Annotated in this window: 16 protein-coding genes; all 16 read left to right on the top strand. The window is 68.5% G+C overall.

Annotation, left to right across the window (positions count from 1 at the left end):
- Positions 1-2 precede the first annotated feature (2 nt).
- The 16 genes from RBB34_RS05135 to RBB34_RS05060 all read left to right on the top strand — a co-directional run bounded on the left by RBB34_RS05135 (position 3) and on the right by RBB34_RS05060 (position 20,640).
- The gene (locus RBB34_RS05135; RefSeq protein ID WP_306118124.1) at positions 3-3,944 is read left to right on the top strand and encodes a glycoside hydrolase/phage tail family protein; all 3,942 of its coding nucleotides are present in this window, start codon (positions 3-5) and stop codon (positions 3,942-3,944) included.
- A 45-nt stretch (positions 3,945-3,989) separates the two neighbouring features.
- A complete protein-coding gene (locus tag RBB34_RS05130) occupies positions 3,990-4,196 on the top strand; it encodes a hypothetical protein (protein WP_306118123.1) in 207 nt (68 codons plus the stop codon).
- 86 nt (positions 4,197-4,282) lie between these two features.
- Entirely contained in the window at positions 4,283-4,654 is a 372-nt protein-coding gene (locus RBB34_RS05125) for a hypothetical protein (protein WP_306118122.1), read from the top strand.
- An 82-nt stretch (positions 4,655-4,736) separates the two neighbouring features.
- Positions 4,737-5,426, top strand: a complete 690-nt coding sequence (locus RBB34_RS05120) for a response regulator transcription factor (RefSeq protein WP_306118121.1) — start codon at positions 4,737-4,739, stop codon at positions 5,424-5,426.
- Positions 5,427-5,439: 13 nt separating this feature from the next.
- A complete protein-coding gene (locus tag RBB34_RS05115) occupies positions 5,440-6,804 on the top strand; it encodes an ATP-binding protein (protein WP_306118120.1) in 1,365 nt (454 codons plus the stop codon).
- Positions 6,805-6,897: 93 nt separating this feature from the next.
- The gene (locus RBB34_RS05110; RefSeq protein WP_306118119.1) at positions 6,898-7,335 is read left to right on the top strand and encodes a hypothetical protein; all 438 of its coding nucleotides are present in this window, start codon (positions 6,898-6,900) and stop codon (positions 7,333-7,335) included.
- Positions 7,336-7,424: 89 nt separating this feature from the next.
- Complete coding sequence (gene ccmI / locus RBB34_RS05105) at positions 7,425-8,624, top strand: c-type cytochrome biogenesis protein CcmI (protein ID WP_306118216.1); 1,200 nt, start codon at positions 7,425-7,427, stop codon at positions 8,622-8,624.
- Positions 8,621-9,097: a cytochrome c maturation protein CcmE gene (gene ccmE, locus RBB34_RS05100; RefSeq protein WP_306118118.1), complete on the top strand. Its 477-nt coding sequence runs from the start codon at positions 8,621-8,623 to the stop codon at positions 9,095-9,097. Before ccmI ends, ccmE begins: the two co-directional genes overlap by 4 nt.
- A 136-nt stretch (positions 9,098-9,233) precedes the next feature.
- A complete protein-coding gene (locus RBB34_RS05095; protein ID WP_306118117.1) occupies positions 9,234-11,243 on the top strand; it encodes a heme lyase CcmF/NrfE family subunit in 2,010 nt (669 codons plus the stop codon).
- Positions 11,240-11,713, top strand: a complete 474-nt coding sequence (locus tag RBB34_RS05090) for a cytochrome c-type biogenesis protein (RefSeq protein WP_306118116.1) — start codon at positions 11,240-11,242, stop codon at positions 11,711-11,713. The genes RBB34_RS05095 and RBB34_RS05090 overlap by 4 nt, the downstream gene beginning before the upstream one ends.
- Positions 11,714-11,741: 28 nt before the next feature.
- The gene (locus RBB34_RS05085) at positions 11,742-12,968 is read left to right on the top strand and encodes an alpha/beta fold hydrolase (RefSeq protein ID WP_306118115.1); all 1,227 of its coding nucleotides are present in this window, start codon (positions 11,742-11,744) and stop codon (positions 12,966-12,968) included.
- A gap of 233 nt (positions 12,969-13,201) precedes the next feature.
- A complete protein-coding gene (locus tag RBB34_RS05080) occupies positions 13,202-14,716 on the top strand; it encodes a Do family serine endopeptidase (RefSeq protein ID WP_306118114.1) in 1,515 nt (504 codons plus the stop codon).
- A 170-nt stretch (positions 14,717-14,886) separates the two neighbouring features.
- A complete protein-coding gene (locus tag RBB34_RS05075) occupies positions 14,887-15,558 on the top strand; it encodes a response regulator transcription factor (RefSeq protein ID WP_306118113.1) in 672 nt (223 codons plus the stop codon).
- Positions 15,555-16,976 carry a HAMP domain-containing sensor histidine kinase gene (locus RBB34_RS05070; protein WP_306118112.1) on the top strand — a complete coding sequence of 474 codons (1,422 nt, stop codon included), beginning with the start codon at positions 15,555-15,557 and terminating at the stop codon, positions 16,974-16,976. The genes RBB34_RS05075 and RBB34_RS05070 overlap by 4 nt, the downstream gene beginning before the upstream one ends.
- A 146-nt stretch (positions 16,977-17,122) precedes the next feature.
- Positions 17,123-20,095, top strand: a complete 2,973-nt coding sequence (locus RBB34_RS05065) for a bifunctional [glutamine synthetase] adenylyltransferase/[glutamine synthetase]-adenylyl-L-tyrosine phosphorylase (RefSeq protein WP_306118111.1) — start codon at positions 17,123-17,125, stop codon at positions 20,093-20,095.
- Between the two features lie 59 nt (positions 20,096-20,154).
- The gene (locus RBB34_RS05060) at positions 20,155-20,640 is read left to right on the top strand and encodes an acid-shock protein (protein WP_306118110.1); all 486 of its coding nucleotides are present in this window, start codon (positions 20,155-20,157) and stop codon (positions 20,638-20,640) included.
- Positions 20,641-20,668 lie beyond the last annotated feature (28 nt).

Raw genomic sequence — 20,668 nt, 5'->3', positions numbered from 1 at the left:
CCATGGCGACCCTTGTCCTCCAGGTGGCCGGCGGCGCCGTCGGCGGCCTATTCGGTCCGGTCGGCGCGGCCGTCGGTGCCGCCGCCGGCGTGCTCGCCGGATATTACGTCGACCAGTCGCTGTTCTCGACGACGGTCGACCGCACCATCGAGGGTCCGCGCCTTGACGGCGCCCGCCCGATGACCGCCGAGGAAGGCACGCCCGTCCCGCGCGTTTACGGCCATGCGCGCGTTTCGACCACCGTCATCTGGGCGACACGCTTCGAGGAGGAGACCAGGACCGAGACCCGCTCGCGCGGCGGTGGCGGCAAGGGCGCGGCCGAAGTCACCGAGACCATCATCACCTATCACTATTACGGCAATTTCGCCGTCGCCCTCGGCGAAGGGCCGATCGGCATGGTCAAGCGCATCTGGGCGGACGGGCGCGAACTCGATCTGAGCGAAATCACCTTCCGCGTCCATGACGGCGGCGAGAGCCAGAGCGTCGATCCGCTGATCGCGGCCAAGCAGGGCGCCGGCAACGCGCCGGCCTATCGCGGCATCGCCTATATCGTGTTCGACCGCCTGCCGCTCGAGTCGTTCGGCAATCGCGTGCCGCAGATCCAGGTAGAGGTCGTTCGCCCGGTCGGCCAGCTCGAACGGGACATTCGCGCCGTCACCGTCATTCCCGGCGCCACCGAGCACGGCTATTCGCCGACGCCGGTCACCGCGCTGATCGGCCGCGGCAACACGGTCGAACTCACCCGGCACATCCTGCACGACGCCAATGACTGGTCGGCCTCGATCGACGAGTTGCAGGCGCTGTGTCCGAACCTGACCCATGTTTCGCTGGTCGTTGCCTGGTTCGGCACCGATCTGCGTGCCGGCGCGTGCGAGATCCGCCCCGGCGTCACCGAGCCGCATATCGGCCAGGAAAGCACGAGCTGGCAGGTCGCCGGCCTTGCGCGCGGCGACGCCGAGGTGCGTCTTGTCAGCCGCGTCGACGACCGGCCGGCCTATGGCGGCACGCCGTCCGACGCCAGTGTCATCGCCGCCATCGCCGATCTGAAGGCGCGTGGGCTCAAGGTCACGCTGCACCCGTTCATCATGATGGACGTGCCGCAAGCCAACGCGCTGCCCGACCCCTATGGCGGCGCCAGCCAGTTGGCCTATCCCTGGCGCGGCCGCATCACCTGCCATCCGGCCATCGGCGAGCCGGGCACCGCCGACCGAACCGGCGCGGCGGCCAGCCAGATCGCCGCCTTTCTCGGCCAGACCCAGCCGGGCGATCTCACCGTTTCCGGCCAGTCCGTCATCGGCGGGGCGGGGGCGGACTGGCGCTATCGCCGCTTCGTGCTGCATTTGGCGCGGCTGGCGCAGATGGCCGGCGGCGTCGACGCCATGCTCATCGGCAGCGAGCTGCGCGGACTGACCTGGCTGCGCGACGGTGCCGACCAGTTCGCCTTCGTTGCCGGTCTGAAGACGCTTGCCGCCGATGTCCGCGCCATCGTCGGCGTCGGCACGAAGCTGACCTATGGCGCCGACTGGAGCGAGTATTTCGGCTATCACCCGCAGGACGGCTCGGGCGATGTGTTCTTCCATCTCGATGCACTGTGGTCGGACGCCAATATCGATGCCGTGGGCATCGACAACTACATGCCGCTGTCGGACTGGCGCGATGGCGACGCCCTGTCCGATGCCGGCAATCCCGACGCGATGGCGACCCATGACGACAGCGCCGCCATGGAGGCGCAGATCGCCGCCGGCGAGGGTTTCGACTGGTACTACGCCTCCTATCAGGACCGGCTCGACCGCGTGCGCACGCCGATCACCGATGGCGCCCATGGCAAGCCATGGGTCTATCGCTACAAGGACCTGGTCGCATGGTGGTCCAACGACCACTACGAGCGCATCGGCGGCATCGAAATGGCGCAACCCACCGGCTGGGTGCCAAGAAGCAAGCCGTTCTGGTTCACCGAACTGGGCTGCGCGGCAATTCATGCCGGCGCCAACCAGCCCAACGTGTTCACCGATCCCAAGTCGGCCGAGAGCGCCTGGCCGCACCAGTCCAACGGCTCGCGCAGCGATGCCAACCAGCGCGCCTTCCTTGCCGCGCACCATCGCTACTGGGCCGCGACCGGCACCGAGCAGAACCCGCTCGCGCCCGACATGGTCACGCCCATGGTCGACCCCGAGCGCATCTATCTGTGGGCCTGGGACGCCCGGCCCTTTCCCGCCTTTCCGCGCGATGGCGGTGTGTGGTCCGACGGCGACAACTGGCTGGTGGGCCACTGGCTGAACGGCCGGCTCGGCACCGCGCCGCTCGCCGAGACGATCGCGACGATCTTTAGCGAGCACGATCTGCCCGCGCCCGACGTCCGGGCCATCGCCGACGTCGCGCAGGGCCTGGTCATCGAGACCCCGCGCAGCGCCCGCGCGATCCTCGAGCCGCTCATGCGCGCATTCGGGCTGAACGCCGTCGATACCGGTGCGCCGGCCGGCTCCGGCCTGCGCCTTGACGGCCCTGTCTATGCGCCGATCACCTTGCCGGCGGCACGGATCTGCCGGCTCGACGGACCCGGCGACCGTGCCTTCGTCACCGGCCAGGCCGACGAACTGCCAGGCGAGGTGATCGTGCGCTACCGGGACGCGGTGGCCGACTACATCGCCGCCTCGGCGCGCTCGCGTCGCGTGGCCCACGACACCGCCCGCCTTGTCGATCTCAACCTGCCCTGCACGCTGCACGCCGACGGCGCGGCGCATCTCGCCGACCGGTTGATCGACCGGCTGTGGGCCGGCCGCGATCGGGCGCGCTGTCAGGTGCCGCTGCGCTTTGCCGGCATCGAGCCGGGAGACGTCGTCGTCTTCGATGACGCGCCGTCGCGGCACTGGCGCGTCGAGGCCGTCGAGATCACCGACCGGCTCCAGCTCGCCATGATCTCGGTGGCCCGCGCCCTGCCCAACCGGCGTCGGCCGGTGCTGCCGGGGCGGGCCCATCTCGACAGCGCCGAAGGGCAGTTCGGCGGCCCGCCCGAAGCAGTGTTCCTCGACCTGCCGCTGATCGATGCCGAGGCGCCCCGGCGCAATGCGCGGCTGGCCGTCTTCGCCGTGCCCGAACGGGCACAGGCGGTGCTCGCCTCGCCAGGCGGCGACGGTTTCGAGCAGCGCCAGATCGTACCCTCCAACGCGGTGATGGGCGATCTGCTCGACCCGCTCCTGCCCGGCCCGTCGGGCCGCTACGACCGCGCCGGCGCGCTGCGCGTTCAGCTCTATGGCGGGGCGCTCGCCACCGTGTCCGAGGCGCTGCTGCTCGGCGGCCGCAACGTTCTGGCGATCGTCAAGCCGTCCGGGCTGATCGAGCTTGTCCAGTTCGCCCAGGCCGAGGAGCTATCGGCCGATCAATGGCGGCTCACCGGGCTCCTGCGCGGCCAGCTCGGCACCGAGGATGCGGCCGCCGAGACCGCGCCGGTCGGCGCGCGCGCGGTTGCGATCGACGCCCATGTGCGTCCGGCGGGCCTGCTGGCCGGCGAGATCGGTCTGGACATGAACTGGCGCGTCGGCCCGCGCGGCCGCGCCTTCTCCGAGCGCTATTTCGCCAGCTTTCCGGCGCGCGGCGGCGAGCGGGCGCTGACCCCGCTCTCCCCGGTCCATCTGAAGGCGCGGCGCACCGAGGACGATGGCATCGCGCTGAGCTGGATCCGCCGCACGCGCCTTGACGGCGATGCCTGGACCGGCCCCGACGTTCCGCTGGGCGAGGAGTTCGAGCGCTACGTGCTCGACCTGCTCGCCGCCGATCAGAGCCTGCTTGCCTCGGTGGAAACCACAACGCCGGCCCACATCGTCGATCCGGCCGCCGTGAGCGCGCTCTACGGCGCGATGCCGGCCCAGATCGGTCTGCGCGTTGCCCAGATCAGCGCCCGAATGGGGTCGGGAATCGCCGCCACGGCGACGCTTCCGGTCCTTTGAGGCGGGCGCGCCCGTTCGTTCACCACCCCTCAGAAAGGAGCCAACATGCCCGACACCAAGCCATGGTATCTGTCCAGGACCATCTGGGCGGCGATCGTCAGCGTCATCGCGACGGCGGCCGCCGCCCTTGGCGTTCCGATCGACGCTGTTGCGCGTCAGGGCCTTGCCGAGGCGGCGCTCCAGCTCGTCTCGGCCGGCGCCGGCATCATTGCCATCATCGGCCGCGTCACCGCCTCAAGGCGCATCGGCTGATCGGCGCGGGCGCGGCGCGGGCCGTCGCCGGTGCGCCGCGCCATTCAGTTTGTATTCAGGTCCACCTGTCTATAGGGAAGGCCATGATGAACAAACGCGCTTTCCTGACCGCCGCGATGATCGGCATGCTGGCAGTCGCCGGCCCCGCATTTGCGGCGACGACGGCCGTTTCGGCCCAGCCCCTGCTGCCGGCGACGCCCCAGGCTTCGGTTTCCGCGCCCGCGGCAGTGCCGGCCGGTGCGGCGGTTTCGAATGGGGCCGACGGCGCGGGCGGCCTCGAATTGGCCTCCGACACGTGCTTTGCCAGGGGCGAGGCGCTGGCCGTGCAGCGCGGCGCCACGCTGGTCGGCGCGGAATTGGCGCAGGAGGGCGGCCGCGCCGTCTGTCGCATCGTGCTGCTCGTCCAGGGCGGCTCGGGTGAACGGCCCCGCCGCGAGGTCGTGGTTGTCCCGCGGTGACAGGCGTGACAAAAAGCACAGCATAGAGGCCTCGCAATCCTATGATCGAAGGCGATGGGATTGTGATTGAGAGACGGACCCTATGCGCATTCTTGTTGTCGAAGACGACGTTGACCTGAACCGGCAGCTCAAGGAGAGCCTGGAGGAGGCCGGCTATGTGGTGGACACGGCCCCCGATGGCGAGGAAGGCCACTTCCTGGGCGACACCGAGCCCTATGACTGCGTGATCCTCGATATCGGCCTGCCGCTGATGGACGGCATCTCGGTCCTGCAGCGCTGGCGCGAGGACGGCCGCGCCATGCCGGTCCTGATCCTGACCGCCCGCGACCGCTGGAACGACAAGGTGGCCGGCATCGACGCGGGCGCCGACGACTATGTCGCCAAGCCCTTCCATGTCGAGGAGGTGCTGGCCCGGGTGCGGGCGCTGATCCGCCGCGCCTCCGGCCATGCGACATCCGAGATCACCTGCGGCCCGCTCGTCGTCGACACGCGCACCTCCAAGGCGATGGTCGATGGCAAGACGCTGAAGCTGACCAGCCACGAATTCCGGCTGCTGTCCTATCTCGTTCACCATCAGTCCGAGGTGGTCTCGCGCACCGAACTGACCGAGCATCTCTACGATCAGGATTTCGACCGCGATTCCAACACGGTCGAGGTGTTCGTCGGCCGGTTGCGCCGCAAGCTCGGCTGCGACCTGATCGAGACCATTCGCGGGCTCGGTTACCGCCTGCGCGATCCGGACAGCGAAACCCGGGCCGAAGCCGGCTCGTGACCGCGCGCGCCTTGTGACCGGCTCGCTGCGCACTCGCGTCGTCGTCCTGTCCACGATCTGGACGGTGCTCGCCGTTGCGCTTCTGGGCTGGCTGCTGATCGGACAGTATCGGGCCAATGCCCAGGCCGGCTTTGCCGACCTGCAACAGGCCCAGCTCTTCAACCTCATCGCGGCGATAGGCGTGTCCGGGGAGGGCGCGCTGACCGGCGTGCCCAACCTCGGTGACACGGCCTTTCTGGAGGCCGGCTCGGGCTGGTACTGGCGCGTGTCGCTGATCGACGGCGGACCGGCCGGCGAACGCCGGTCGCCCTCCCTTGGCGAAGCCACGCTGCAAACCCCGCCGCTGTCGGAAGTGCCCTATGACGACCGGTTCCGGCGCGTCTTCGAGACGATGGGTCCGGCCGGCAATCTGCTGCGCGTCGTCGAGACCGAGATCGATCTGGGCGAAGGGCGGATCGGCCTGTTCCAGCTTGCCGGCAATCAGAGCGAGTTCGACGCGGCCATCGCCGCGCTCGCCCAGAACCTGGCGCTGATCCTGTTTGTCTTCGGTGTCGGCGTAATCGCGCTCAACGGCGTGATCATCGTGGTCGGCATGCGCCCGCTGAACCGCGTGCGCAGCGCCCTGCGCGCCATCCAGGCCGGCGACGAGCACGCCCTTTCTGACCGCTATCCCGACGAGATCCAGCCCATGGTCGACGAGATGAACACGCTCATCGACAACAACCGCCGCATCGTCGAGCGCGCCCGCACGCAGGTCGGCAATCTGGCCCATTCGCTCAAGACGCCGATCTCGGTGCTGCAGAACGAGGCGGCGCGCGGCGCGCCGGTCGACCCGCATCTGGTCGGCGAGCAGGCTCGATCGATGAAGGATCAGGTCGAGCACTATCTGCACCGCGCGCGCATCGCGGCCCAGGCCGGCGGCACCGCCTTTCGCACCGATACGAGTGAAGCTGTGCGGAAGCTGGTGCGCGTCATGGAAAAGCTCAATCCCGAAAAGACGATCGTCGCCCACCTGCCGGCCACGCCGATCGCCTTTGCCGGCGAGCGCGAGGATTTCGAGGAGATATGCGGCAACCTGCTCGAAAACGCCGCCAAATGGGGCGATGGCCACATCGACATCGCCATCGCACCGCTCGAGGACGCGCACATGTTCGAGGTCAGCGTGTCCGATGACGGTCCGGGCATTTCGGCCGAACAGCGTGCGACCGCCCTGCGCCGAGGCCAAAGGCTCGATGAAACGAAGCCCGGAAGCGGGCTCGGCCTGTCGATCGTCGTGGAGACCGTGCGGGCCTACAGGGGCGATATCGCGCTCGACCGCAGCGCGCATGGCGGGCTGAAGGTCACGCTCACCCTTCCGCGCGCCCGCGCCCCGAGCTGACGTTCTGTCCAAAATGTGACCGGGCCGCTGCAACTCCCTATTGCTGCCACAAGTTTGGCCTCCTACAAACGCAACGTTCATACGGCCGGGACCATGAAAGCGATCGTCTCTTCCCTTGTCACCGCCCTTGCCGCGCTCGCCCTTGGCGGCTGCGTGGCCGGCGACGCCATGTCGGTCGCGCCAAGTCCGCTGGCGCCGACCCGGCCCGCTCCGGAAATGGCCGGCATCCTCGCCCCGCTCCAGGGCGGTCTCGTCGGCCGCATGGCGGAACTGGGCATGGACGACGCCGCGCGTTTGCAGGCTCTGCAGACCGAATATCGGGCGCTCGAGTACACCGCGCCCGGGGACATCGCCTCCTGGCAAGGCCAGGGCGGCCGCGTGGCCGGGCAGGTGGTGCCCTCCCAGCCCTATCGCGTCGGCTCGCAGGACTGCCGGCAGTTCACGCACACGATCACCGCCGGCACCGAGGAGGTCGTCGAGCGCGGCACCGCCTGTCGCAATGCGGACGGTAGCTGGGCGCTGCTGTCCTAGGGTCGGCGGATGCGGCGATGGCGGGCTTGCCCCTTTGTCGCATCCGTTGCGTCTTGGAAATGCCGTGGTCTGGGGATATCTGATTGTCCATGGTCTTCTGGCTGACAGTTGCAGCGCTCACGCTCGCCACGGTTCTGATCGGGTTCCGCCCGCTTTTCGCCGCGCGCCAGGACGAAGCGGGTGATCGCCGGGAAGATCACGAGCACGACATCGCGGTCTATCGCCACCAGCTGCAGGAGGTCGACGCCGAAGAGGCAAGGGGCGCCATCTCGAAGACCGAGGCGGCCCAGGCACGCAACGAGGTCGCCCGCCGCATCCTTGCCGTCGAGGATCGCATGAAGGCCTCGGGCGCCGCGCCCGGCGATTCGGCGCGCAAACGGGGTGGTCGCGCCATGCTCGCCCTTTTCGCGCTCGTCTTCGTGCCCGGGCTCAGCCTGATCGTGTATACCGGGCTCGGCTCGCCCGATTATCCCTCCCAGCCGCTGGCCGCCCGCTTGCAGGCGATCGAGGACGCCGAACTGGCCAGTGCCGAAACGCAGGATCGCCTGCGCGCGCTGGTCGTGCGCGCCGAGGATCACCTGCGCGACAATCCCGATGACGGGGCGGGCTGGGACGTTCTCGCCCCGGTCTATTTCCGGCTCGGCGAGGTCGGCAAGTCCGAGACGGCCTATCGCAACGCCATCCGGCTGATGGGCGAATCGCCGGCCCGGCTGTCCGGTCTCGGCGAGGTGCTGGTCACGGCATCGGGGGGCATGGTGACCGCCGAGGCCTATCGCTTGTTCGAGCGCGCGCTCGCCGCCGAACCCGGCGAGCCCCGCGCCCGCTTCTTCGCCGGCCTCGCCGACGTCCAGCTTGGCCGCTACGATGGCGCGCGCGGGCACTGGTCGGCGCTGGCCGAGGACGAGCAGGCCGCCCCGGCCTGGCGCATGGTCGCCAGCCAGCAGCTCGCCAGGCTCGAGGAAACCGCGCCGGCCCTGGCCGAACAGGGCCGTCCGCCCCAGCTCGACCGGCAGACGGTCGAGCAGATGCAGGAGCTCGATGCCCAAGAGCAGGGCGCGGTGATCGAGACCATGGTCGCCTCGCTCGACGAGCGCCTGCGCGCCCAGCCCGACGATCTGGAGGGCTGGAAGCGCCTCATTCGTGCCCGGATTGTTCTTGATCAAGAAGACGGGCTTCGCGACGCACTAGAACGGGCGCACGACGTCTACAAGGACCGTCCCGAGGCTCTGGACAGTCTGGCCGAATTCACCAGCGGATTGGGGCTCGATGTAGAGGAGTTCTGGCAATGACCCGCAAGCAGAAGCGTTTTGCCGTCATCTTCTCGGCACTGGGCGTGCTCGGCGCGGCCGTGGCGCTGGTTCTGACCGGGCTGAGCGAGCAGGTCACCTTCTTCCGCACCCCCACCGATCTGGTCACTCCGGCCGCCGCGGCGCAAAACGAGGGCCGGCTGCGGCTCGGCGGGCTCGTCGTCATGGGATCGGTCGAAACGCTCGACGATGCGCGCGTCGAATTTGCCATCGAGGATGCCAACCACGCCGTGACCGTTCGCTACGGCGGCATTCTGCCCGACCTGTTCCGCGAGGGGCAGGGCATCGTGGCCGAGGGAAGCTTGCAGCCCGACGGCACGTTCTACGCCGATACCGTTCTGGCAAAGCACGACGAGACCTACATGCCGCGCGAGGTTGCCGAAGCGCTCAAGGAGCAGGGGGTCTGGAAGGGCGGGCTGCCGGGCGAGGGTGCTTCGGCGGGCGATGGCTACTAGGCGGCAGGATCGAGCATGATTTCCGGCCTTCGCACACCCCCTCTGTCCCTTCGGGACATCTCCCCCTCAAGGGTGCACAGGGGGCAGCAGCCATTGACCGGAGTATCGCTATCGCGCCCAATCAGGAGCACCGGCAATGATCGTTGAACTGGGTCACTACGCGCTGGTTCTCGGGCTGGCGCTGTCGCTTGCGCAGATGGTCGTGCCGATGATCGGCCTGCGCATGCGCGATGCGCGCATGATCGCCGTCGCCCCGCCGCTGACCATCGCCACCTTCCTTGCCGTCTCGGTGTCCTTCGCCGCGCTCACCTGGGCCTATGTCACCTCCGACTTCTCGGTGCGCAACGTCTGGGCCAATTCGTTTTCCGACAAGCCGCTGATCTTCAAGTTCACCGGCGTGTGGGGCAATCACGAAGGCTCGATGCTGCTGTGGATCCTCACGCTGGCCCTGTTCGGCGCGCTGGTCGCCTTCTTCGGCGCCAATCTGCCCTCGCGGCTCAAGGCGGCGGTGCTTTCCGTGCAGGGCTCGGTGACGGTCGCCTTCGCCCTTTTCATCCTGCTCACCTCGAACCCCTTCGAGCGCATGTCGCCCGCGCCGATGGAAGGGCGCGACCTCAACCCGATCCTGCAGGACATCGGCCTGGCCATCCATCCGCCGCTTCTCTATCTGGGCTATGTCGGCTTTTCGATCTGCTTCGCCTTTGCCGTGGCCGCGCTGATCGAGGGGCGCATCGATGCCGCCTGGGCGCGCTGGGTGCGGCCCTGGACGCTGGTTTCCTGGCTGTTCCTGACCGCCGGCATCGCGATGGGCTCCTACTGGGCCTATTACGAACTGGGCTGGGGCGGCTGGTGGTTCTGGGACCCCGTCGAGAACGCCTCCTTCATGCCGTGGCTGATCGGCACGGCGCTTTTGCATTCCGCCCTGGTGATGGAAAAGCGCGAGGCCATGAAGGTCTGGACGATCCTTCTGGCGATCCTGGCCTTCTCGTTCTCGCTTCTGGGCACCTTCCTCGTGCGCTCTGGCGTTCTGACCTCGGTGCATTCTTTTGCCACCGATCCCCAGCGCGGGCTGTTCATCCTGTTGATCCTGGTCGTGTTCATCGGCGGCTCGCTGATCCTGTTCGCCCTCCGCGCCGGCACCTTGCGCAATGGCGGCATGTTCCACCCCGTCTCGCGCGAGGGCGCGCTCGTCCTCAACAATCTGTTCCTGACGACGGCCACCGCGACGGTGCTGGTCGGCACGCTCTATCCGCTGCTTGTCGAGGCGGTCAGCGGCGAGAAGATCTCGGTCGGCGCGCCCTATTTCAACTACACATTCATCCCGCTGATGATCCCGCTGCTGATGGCCGTGCCCTTCGGCCCGCTGCTTGCCTGGAAGCGCGGCAACCTCTACGCCGCCGCCGAGCGGCTTTGGCTGGCCGCCGCGCTGGCGCTCGTCGCCGCGCTCGTCATGGCCTTCGTCCTTTACGACGCGCCGGTCCTGTCCGCATTCGCCTATTTCGTCGCCTTCTGGCTGCTGATCGGCTCGTTCGCCGATCTGTGGCAGAAGGCCGGCTTCGCCAAGAACGGCCTTGCCAAGGGCTGGGCGCGGCTGAAGGGCCTGCCACGCGCCAACTGGGGCACCGCGCTCGCCCATGCGGGGCTGGGCGTGACGGTGCTCGGCATTGTCGGCGTGACCACCTTCGAGGACGAGACGGTGCTGCGCATGACGCCGGGCGAAACGACGTCCTTTGCCGGTTACGACGTCGCGTTCAACGAGTTGACGCCGGGCAAGGGGCCGAACTACACCTACGACCGGGGCATCTTCACCATCACCCGCGACGGCCGCCTCATCGGCACCGTCGAGCCCGAAAAGCGCATCTATGTCGCCAGCCGCATGCCGACGACCGAGGCGGGCATCCAGTCCGTCGGCCTGTTCAGCCACTATTACGTCGCGCTCGGCGACCCGCCCGAGAGCGGCGAGGGTATCGTCGTGCGCATCTGGTGGAAGCCCTGGGTTACGCTGATCTGGTACGGCTCGATCCTGATGGTGATCGCCGGCGGCATCTCCCTGTCCGATCGCCGTCTGCGCATCGGCGCGCCGCAGGCCGCCCGCCGCCGCCGCGAGCCGCTGGCGGCCAATGCCACACCGGAGCCCGCCGAATGACACGCTGGCTTGCCGCGCTTGTGCTGTTGACGGCGATGGCCATGCCGGCCATGGCCGTCAATCCCGATGAGATCCTCGACGATCCCGCCCTCGAGGAGCGCGCCCGCGACATTTCGGCGGGCCTGCGCTGCATGGTCTGCCAGAACCAGTCGATCGACGATTCCGACGCCGAACTGGCGCGCGACCTGCGCGTGCTGGTTCGCGACCGGCTCGTCGCCGGCGACAGCAATGAGGAGGTCGTCGCCTATGTCGTCGACCGCTATGGCGAGTTCGTGCTGCTGCGCCCGGCCTTTTCGGCGCGCAACGCGCTGTTGTGGGCGACGCCGGCGATCATTCTGATCCTGGGCGGCACGGCGGCCTTTGCCTTCAGCCGGCGCCAGAGCCGTTCGCAGCTCGGCGAAGCGCTGACGGAGGACGAGCAGGCGCGCGTCGCAAAGATTTTAGATGAAGGTGAGGAGCGACAGGCGTAGGTACGGCCCCGAACCAAGGGGGTCCATCATGCCAGTCGAAAAACGCACCTTTCCGTCCCACGCCGGCGACATGCTTGCCGCCCGCTTCGACCGGCCCGACGGGCCGGTGCGCGGCCATGCGCTTTTCGCCCATTGCTTCACCTGCACCAAGGACATCATCGCCGCCCGGCGCATCGCTGCCAATCTGGCCCGGCTGGGCGTTGCCGTCCTGCGCTTCGACTTCACCGGGCTCGGCTCGTCCGAGGGCGAGTTCGCCAACACATCCTTTGTCTCCAACGTTGCCGATCTCGTCGCCGCCGCCGACCACATGCGCCAATCGGGGCAGGCGCCCATGTTGCTGATCGGCCATTCGCTGGGCGGAACGGCCGTGCTCGCCGCCGCCGGCGACATTCCGGAAGTCGCCGGCGTCGTCACGATCGGCGCGCCCGCCGATGCCGAGCATGTGCTGGAGAGCTTCAAGGCCGACATCGGGACCATCGAGCGCGAGGGCGAGGGCGAGGTGACGCTCGCCGGACGCACCTTCCGCATCGGCCGGCAGTTCGTCGAGGCCGCCCGCCAGACCTCCCTCGAAGACAGGATCGGCAAGCTGCGCACGTCACTCATGATCATGCATTCGCCGCTCGATGAGACCGTCGGCATCGACAACGCGACCCGAATCTTCATGGCAGCGAAGCATCCCAAGAGCTTCGTTTCATTGGACAAAGCCGATCATCTGCTGACCTCGGCGGACGATGCCGAATTCGTCGCCCAGGTGATCGCCGGCTGGGCCTCTCGCCTTCTGCCGACCGATACTCCGCAGGGGTTCGATGCCATCGAGCATGTGCGCGTGAGCGAAACCGGCGACAGCAAGTTCCAGAACGCCGTGCAGGCCGGCCGCCATCGCTTCTTCGCCGACGAGCCCGCCTCGGCCGGCGGCACGGACACCGGCCCCAGCCCCTATGACTTCCTGTCGGCGGCGCTCGGCGCCTGCACGTCGATGACGCTGCGCATCTATGCCCAGTTCAAGAAGCTCGACCTGGGTCGGGTGACCGTCGATGTCAGCCATGCCAAGGTGCATGCCAGGGACTGTGCCGACTGCACCGAGGAATCCAAGAACGGCAAGGGCAAGATCGACCGCTTCGAGCGGGTGATCACGGTCGATGGCAACGTGCCGCCCGAACTGGCCGACAAGCTCGAGGAGATCGCCAACAAGTGTCCGGTGCACAGGACGCTCGAGGCCCATGCGACGGTGGTGACGCGCGTCGAGACCGGGTAGGGCGGGCATTCCCGCTCCGCACGCCCAATCTGGAAAGCATGGCGGTGGCGGCATTGCGCTGCGTGTCTTGCGCCCATGCCCGCGCCCTGCCGCGTCGCCTGTCTCACGCCGCCGTGATCCAACCTTACCGAATTGTCATCTGCCGGAAATGTTCATGCAAGCCGGTCCTTCCTAGATATCGGGCCAAGGGCGCTCAGGCGCCGCGACCCCGATCTCCAAGGAGGATGACCTTGATGCACAAATCCCGTTTCACCAGCGCGGTGATCGCCGCTGCCGTGGTCGGCGCCGGCTTCACCGGCTACAGCGCAGCCCAGTTCACCAGCCCCGCACTTGCCGAGCCCGTACGGCTCGAGGCGCCGGCCGTCGCGCCCGGCTTTGCCAATGTCGTCGAGGCGGTTTCGCCCGCCGTCGTCTCGGTGCGCGTGCGCGCCCAGGTCGAGCCGGTTTCCGATCGCAGCTTCGGTCGCGAATTCGGCAGCCCGTTCGAGGACCTGCCCGAATCCCATCCCTTCCGCCGCTTCTTCGACCGCGAGTTCGGAGACCGCTTCGAGGATCGCCGCTTCGGCCAGCGCGGACCGGACCGTCCGCGTCGTGCCCGCCCGATCAGCCAGGGCTCGGGCTTCTTCATCTCCGGCGACGGCTTCCTGGTCACCAACAACCACGTCATCGACAACGGCAGCGAGTTCACCGTCATCATGAATGACGGCACCGAATACGATGCCGAACTCGTCGGCGCCGACCCGCGCACGGACCTGGCCGTGCTCAAGGTCGACGAGAACCGCGAGTTCACCTATGTCGAATTTGGCGACGACTTCGCAACCCGCGTGGGCGACTGGGTCGTGGCGGTCGGCAACCCGTTCGGCCTTGGCGGCACGGTCACGGCCGGCATCGTCTCGGCGCGCGGCCGCGATATCGGTGCGGGCCCCTATGACGATTTCCTGCAGATCGACGCCGCCGTCAACCGCGGCAATTCGGGCGGCCCGACCTTCAATCTCTCCGGCGAGGTCGTCGGCGTCAACACGGCGATCTTTTCGCCTTCGGGCGGCAATGTCGGCATCGCCTTTGCCGTGCCCGCATCGGTCGCCAAGGACGTCGTGTCCGATCTGATCGACGACGGCATGGTCGAACGCGGCTGGCTCGGCGTGCGCATCCAGCCGGTCACCGACGAGATCGCCGAGGCGCTCGGCCTTGAGCGCACCGAGGGCGCGATCGTCGCCGACCCCGAGGAAGGCGCGCCGGCCGCGACCGCCGGTATCCGCGCCGGCGACGTGATCACGGCCGTCAATGGCGAGACCGTCGAGGGTCCGCGCGAGCTGTCCCGCTCGATCGCCGCTTTCGATCCGGGCACCGATGTCACCATCACCGTGCAGCGTGACGGTGAAGCGCGCGACATCGACGTCGAACTGGGCGAACTGCCCACCGAGATGGCGCTGGACACCCGCGGCGAGACCACGCCGGACGAACAGGTCGAGCCGTCCACGCTGGACGAACTGGGCATGACGGTCGTTCCGGCCGAAGAAGGCGACGGCGTGCTGATCACCGATGTTGAGCCGGACAGCCCGGCATTCCAGGCCGGCATTCGCCCCGGTGACATCATCCGCGAGGTCAACAACGTGGCCGTCGCATCGGCCGGCGAACTCGAGGAGCGGATCGGCGAGGTCGCCGACCAGGGTCGCGGCGCCGCGCTGCTGCGCCTTGAGGGCGAAAACGCCAGCCGCTTCGTCGCAGTGCCGCTGCCGCAGGGCTGACGCGCCCCGATAGAGCTCACCGGTCCGGGTGTTCCCCCATGTCATCCCCTCCGGACCGGTATGGACCGTTTCCACTTGCCGTGGCTCGGTCCGGCGGCGACGGGTCTTCCCCCTCCAGCCCGTCGTCGCACCCCTTCCGGCACCCCGGTGCCGCTGGTAAGAAACCGCCCATGAAAGTGCTGATCATCGAGGACGACCGCCAGGCGGCCGCCTATCTGAAGAAGGCGCTCGGCGAGGCCGGCCACAGCGCCGACACCGCCCATGACGGCGAGCAGGGCTATCTGCTCGCCGCGCGGGGCGGCTATGACGCGCTGATCGTCGACCGCATGCTGCCGCGCCGCGACGGGCTGTCCGTCGTCTCCCAGTTGCGCGGCGAGGGCCACACCACGCCGGCGCTGATCCTTTCGGCGCTCGGCGAGGTCGACGACCGGGTCACGGGCCTGCGCGCCGGCGGCGACGACTACCTGACCAAGCCCTATGCCTTTTCCGAGCTTCTGGCCCGGCTCGAGGTCCTGCAGCGGCGTTCGGCCAATGGCGAGGCGGAGACCGGCTACCGTGTCGGCGACCTCGAACTCGACCGTCTGACGCGCCGGGTCACCCGGGCCGGCCAGGACATCGCGCTGCAGCCGCGCGAATTCCGCCTGCTCGAATACCTCATGCGCAATGCCGGCCGCGTCGTCACCCGCACCATGCTGCTCGAACATGTCTGGGACTATCACTTCGACCCGCAGACCAATGTGATCGACGTGCATGTCTCGCGCCTGCGCGGCAAGATCGAAAAGGGCTTTGACAAGCCGCTGCTGCACACCGTGCGCGGCGCCGGCTATGTCATGCGCGAATGACCATGGCCGTCGCCCGCCGGCTTGGCGCGATGATGAAGACCACGGCGGTGCGCCTGTCGGCGCTGTACCTTGTCCTGTTCAGCGTCTGCGCGGTGCTGCTGGTCGTCTATATGACCTCGCTCGCCGCCAGCTTCTTCGTCGGCGAGACGCGCCGGGCCGTCGAAGGCGAGATCGAGAGCCTGTCCTCGGTCTATGCGCGCGGCGGCATGCGCAGCCTGGTCGTCGCGATCGACCGGCGCTCGCGCGCGCCGGGCGCCTTCGTCTACCTGGTCGCCGACCCGCGCGGGCGCATTATCGCCGGCAATGTCGAGGATCTCGAACCGGGCGTGCTCGACAGCCGCGGCTGGGTGCCCCAGCCGTTCTACTACCAGAAATATCGCGACGGACGGCCCGGCGCCGCCGCCCCGCGCGCCATCGGCCATGTCACGCGCTTCGACAACGGGCTGCGCGTGCTCGTCGGCCGCGATCTGGCCGAACCGCAATTGCTGCGCCTGATCGTGCGCCGTTCGGTGGCCCTGGCGCTCGGCCTGATGGCGCTCGGCGGCCTTCTGATCTGGTTCTTCGTCGGCCGCCGCGCGCTTCGCCGCATCGACGCGGTGTCGGCGGCGAGCGACGACATCGTGGCCGGTGACCTGGGCCGCCGCCTGCCGGTGAGCGCGGCCAATGACGAGTTCGACCGGCTCTCGGTCAGCCTCAACACCATGCTTGCGCGCATCGAAACGCTCAACAACGGTCTGCGCGAGGTCTCCGATTCCATCGCCCACGATCTCAAGACGCCGCTCACCCGCCTGCGCAACCGCGCCGAGGACGCCTTGCGCAAGGACCCCGGCCAGGCCGGCTATCGCGATGCCCTCGAGGACATGATCGCCGAGGCAGACCATCTGATCTCGCTGTTCAACGCGATGTTGCTGATCTCCCGCGTCGAGGCCGGCTATACGCGATTCACGCCGCAGCCGGTGGATCTGGCCGCCGTTGCCGCCGAACTTGCCGAACTGTACGAGCCGCTGGTCGAGGACGCCGGCGGGCGGCTTGAGAACGCCGTCGCGGGCCCTCTGGTCGTCGAGGGCAATCGTGAACTCATCGGCCAGGCGGTCACAAACCTCATCGACAATGCGATCAAGTACGGCCTTGCCGCGCCCGGTGGCGTCGTGCGGCTCGAGGGCCGCAGGGACGAGGTGGCGCGCCGCGTCGAACTGGCGGTCTGCGACACCGGGCCCGGCATCGCCGAGGCTGATCGGGCGCGGGCGCTCAGGCGTTTCGAGCGGCTCGACGAAAGCCGGTCGCGCGCCGGTTCGGGTCTCGGCCTGTCGCTGGTCGATGCCATCCAGCGCCAGCATGGTGGCACGCTGCGGCTCGAGGACAACGATCCGGGCCTGTGCGCCGTGCTGTCATTCCCCGCGCCGGCCTCGCCCGACTAGCCTCCTGACCCCGGCTTCGCTGAGGCACGCGGTAGGGGTGGGGGCGAACCGCCATTGCCCCGTCACACGCAAACCCAAGCCCCGCCCCCGCTTTGCTCGCCGGCCGATTGCCGCTAAGGATGGGCCGAACGAGACCGGAGCCCGTCGTGTCCCAGCCGGCCAGAGCGCAAGGCCACGCCTTCACCGCCCGACCCATCGCCGTCAGCGACGAGGCGGCGCGCGATCGATGCCGGGCCTCGCTGCTGGAGGCTGCCCGGTCCGCAGGCACCGCCCGTCTCGCACAGGCCCTTGAGGCCGGCGATCCGGTCGGCGAATTCCTTCTCGCCGTCGCCACCCATGCGCCATTCCTTGCGGGCGCCATGCAGCGCCATGCCGACCTTCTCGAGGCGCTGTTCGACACGCCGGTCGACGCCCTTCTTGCGGCGGTCATCGACGACCTCGCCGCGCTGGCCAGGGACGCGGTGCCGCCCGAAACCGGCGAGACCGAGCTGTCGCGGCAGTTGCGCATCCACAAGAACCGCGCCCATTTGCTCATCGCGCTGGGCGATCTGTCCGGCGCCCATGACGTCGACACGACCACCCGGTGGCTGTCCGAACTGGCGACCGCCGCGCTCGAGGCGGCCATTGCCTGGCTGCTGCGCGATTTGCACGCACGCGGCAAGCTGACCCTGACCGACCCTGCCGATCCCGCGCCCGGCTCCGGCGTGATCGTGCTCGGCATGGGCAAGCTGGGCGCCGGCGAGCTCAACTATTCCTCCGACATCGACCTGATCGTCCTGTTCGACCACCATCCGGACCGGCTGCAATGGGCCGAGCCCCACGAGGCTGGCGACATCCTGTCCAAGGCGGTGCGCCGGCTCATCCGCATCATGGGCGAGCGCACCGGCGATGGCTACGTCTTCCGCACCGATCTGCGCCTGCGCCCCGACCCCGGCGCCATGCCGCTTGCCATCTCGGTCGATGCGGCGATGACCTATTACGAGGCGCGCGGGCAGAACTGGGAGCGCGCCGCGCTGATCAAGGCGCGTCCCGTCGCCGGCGACATCGAGGCCGGCGAGCGCCTCCTGGCCGAGCTGACGCCGTTCGTCTGGCGCAAATATCTCGACTACGCCTCGATCGCCGACGTGCAGTCGATCAAGCGCCAGATCCATGCCCACAAGGGGCACGGCCGCATCGCCATCGAGGGTCATAACGTCAAGCTGGGCCGCGGCGGCATTCGCGAGATCGAGTTCTTCGTTCAGACCCAGCAACTGATCGCCGGCGGTCGCGCGCCCCATCTGCGCGACAGGCGCACGCTCGCAATGCTGGCCCGCTTTGCCGAAGACGGCTGGATCGCCGATTCGGTGCGCGACGAGATGGCCGCCGCCTATCGCTTCCTGCGCCGCGTCGAGCATGTCGTGCAGATGATCGGCGACGAGCAGACCCACACCCTGCCCGAAAGCGCCGAGGGGATGGCGGCGGTGGCGCATCTGATGGGCTATGTCGACGCCGACGCCTTCCGGCTCGACCTGCGCGCGCACATGGTCGCCGTCGAGGGCCATTTCGGCGCCCTGTTCCAGGACGGCGAGACGCTGGCCGCCACCGCCGGCAACCTCTCCTTCACCGGCGACGACCCCGACCCGGACACGCTGTCGACGCTCTCCCAGCTCGGTTTCGAGCGCCCCGCCGACATGTGGGGCGTCATCAGGAGCTGGCATTTCGGCCGCTATGGCGCGGTGCAGTCGCAAAAGGCGCGCGAGCGGCTGACCGAACTCACCCCCGCGCTGCTGGAATCGTTTGCCGCCACCGGCCAGCCGGACGCGGCGCTTCTGCGTTTCGACGCCTTCCTGAAAGGCCTTCCCGCCGGCATCCAGCTGTTTGCGATGCTCCATTCCAACACGCATCTGCTGTCGCTGGTCATGACCATCCTGTCGGCCGCCCCGCGCCTGGCCGACATCGTCACCAAGCGGCCGCTGGTCTTTGACGGCATGCTGGACCCGGCCTTCTACGAGGGCCTGCCGGACCATGACGAACTCAAGGCGAGCCTGACGGGCCTTCTCGGCGATGCCCGGCTCTACGAGGACCGGCTCGACCGGCTGCGCATTTTCGCCGCCGAACAGCGGTTTCTTGTCGGTGTGCGCTTTCTGACCGGCGCGGCGAGCGCCGAGCAGATGGGGCAGGCGCTGACATCGATCGCGGACCTCGTCATCTCCGAGACGCTCGATGCCGCCCGCGCCCAGGTCGCCCGGCGCCATGGCGACGTGCCGGGCGGGCAGTGCTGCCTGATGGCGCTCGGCCGGCTTGGCAGCGGCGAGATGACCGCGGGCAGCGATGTCGATTTGATCCTGCTCTACGACCACCCCGAGGGCGTCGAGGAGAGCGACGGCGACAAGCCCATCGCGCCCTCGCAATATTACGCCCGCGTCACCCAGCGCCTGATCGCCGCGCTGTCGGCGCCGACCACCGAGGGTGTGCTCTACGAGGTCGACTTCCGCCTGCGCCCGTCGGGCAACAAGGGGCCGCTCGCCACCTCGCTGCGCGCCTTCTCGCACTATCAGCGCGACAACGCCTGGACCTGGGAGCACATGGCGCTCACCCGGGCGCGCATCTTTGCCGGCGATGCCGATCTGTGCACCCGCGCCGGCGCCGAACTCGCCGCGATCCTCGACTTGCCGCGCGACGCCGGAACGGTGCGCGCCGACGTGCTGTCCATGCGCCAGCGGCTGCTGCGCGACAAGCCCGCGCGCGGCGACTGGGATCTCAAGCGGGTTTCGGGCGGCACCGTCGACATCGATTTCCTGGCGCAGTTCTGGCGCCTGACAGCATTACCAAAGCTTAATTTGAATGGGGCCGGCGCCCGGCATATTCTTGATTTGCTCGATGACGCTGTAGTCGAACGCGGTGCGAAGAAGGATTTACTTGACGCTGCGCAAGATTACACGACGGTCGGACATACCCTGCGGCTTTGCACCTCCGAGGCATTCGATCCGGACAAGGCACCGCGCGGGCTGGTCGACCTTTTATGCGTGAAACTCGACGTGCCCTCCATCGGTCACGTCGAGCAGCGTCTGAAGGGCCACCGCGAGCGCGTGGCGGAGATCTTCCGTGCCGTGATCGGTGATCCATCGCCGGACGCGTGACGGGAAGCACGCCATGGCACACGCATCGGGGGATGACGAACGATGCAGGAGCTATGCCCATGTCGATCTTCACCAGGACCACCCTTGTCGCCCTCGCGCTGGCCGTCAGCGCCGGTGCCACCGCAACCGCCTTCGCCGATGATCGCGGCCATGGCTGGGGCATGCGCGGCGGGCCGGGCGAGCGCGGCCAGATGCGCTTCGAGCGGATCGATGCCGACCGGGACGGCGCGGTCACGTTCGACGAGTTTTCCCGTCCCATGCTCGAGCGCTTCGAGGACGCGGACCTGAACGCGGACGGCTTCGTGACCGCCGAGGAAATCGTCGAGGCGATGGACCGTCGCCGTGCCGAGCGCTTTGCCGATCGCATGGTCTGGCGCTTCGACATCGATGGCGACGACAAGGTCGCCGTCGACGAATTGCAGAACCGCCAGCAGAAGATGTTCGCGCTGATGGACTTCGACGATTCCGGCGAGGTCACCGAGGACGAACTGCCGCATCGTTTCGCACGCGGCGACCGCCGCCACGGTGCCGGTCACGGCCGTTAGGGCCATCACGGCGACCGCCGGCGGGCAC

The organism is Roseitalea sp. MMSF_3546 (assembly GCF_030732865.1).
Classification (GTDB): domain Bacteria; phylum Pseudomonadota; class Alphaproteobacteria; order Rhizobiales; family Rhizobiaceae; genus Roseitalea.
Note: the sequence above shows the minus strand (reverse complement) of the source record. Positions and strands in the feature narration are given on the sequence as shown.

What these genes read in the sequence shown, in the direction of transcription:
- RBB34_RS05130 (WP_306118123.1), top strand. Translation starts at nt 3,990, where the DNA reads ATGCCCGACACCAAGCCATGGTATCTGTCCAGGACCATCTGGGCGGCG.
- RBB34_RS05125 (WP_306118122.1), top strand. Translation starts at nt 4,283, where the DNA reads ATGAACAAACGCGCTTTCCTGACCGCCGCGATGATCGGCATGCTGGCA.
- RBB34_RS05075 (WP_306118113.1), top strand. Translation starts at nt 14,887, where the DNA reads ATGAAAGTGCTGATCATCGAGGACGACCGCCAGGCGGCCGCCTATCTG.
- RBB34_RS05110 (WP_306118119.1), top strand. Translation starts at nt 6,898, where the DNA reads ATGAAAGCGATCGTCTCTTCCCTTGTCACCGCCCTTGCCGCGCTCGCC.
- RBB34_RS05135 (WP_306118124.1), top strand. Translation starts at nt 3, where the DNA reads ATGGCGACCCTTGTCCTCCAGGTGGCCGGCGGCGCCGTCGGCGGCCTA.
- RBB34_RS05120 (WP_306118121.1), top strand. Translation starts at nt 4,737, where the DNA reads ATGCGCATTCTTGTTGTCGAAGACGACGTTGACCTGAACCGGCAGCTC.
- RBB34_RS05085 (WP_306118115.1), top strand. Translation starts at nt 11,742, where the DNA reads ATGCCAGTCGAAAAACGCACCTTTCCGTCCCACGCCGGCGACATGCTT.
- ccmI (WP_306118216.1), top strand. Translation starts at nt 7,425, where the DNA reads ATGGTCTTCTGGCTGACAGTTGCAGCGCTCACGCTCGCCACGGTTCTG.
- RBB34_RS05095 (WP_306118117.1), top strand. Translation starts at nt 9,234, where the DNA reads ATGATCGTTGAACTGGGTCACTACGCGCTGGTTCTCGGGCTGGCGCTG.
- RBB34_RS05080 (WP_306118114.1), top strand. Translation starts at nt 13,202, where the DNA reads ATGCACAAATCCCGTTTCACCAGCGCGGTGATCGCCGCTGCCGTGGTC.
- RBB34_RS05070 (WP_306118112.1), top strand. Translation starts at nt 15,555, where the DNA reads ATGACCATGGCCGTCGCCCGCCGGCTTGGCGCGATGATGAAGACCACG.
- RBB34_RS05060 (WP_306118110.1), top strand. Translation starts at nt 20,155, where the DNA reads ATGTCGATCTTCACCAGGACCACCCTTGTCGCCCTCGCGCTGGCCGTC.
- RBB34_RS05090 (WP_306118116.1), top strand. Translation starts at nt 11,240, where the DNA reads ATGACACGCTGGCTTGCCGCGCTTGTGCTGTTGACGGCGATGGCCATG.
- ccmE (WP_306118118.1), top strand. Translation starts at nt 8,621, where the DNA reads ATGACCCGCAAGCAGAAGCGTTTTGCCGTCATCTTCTCGGCACTGGGC.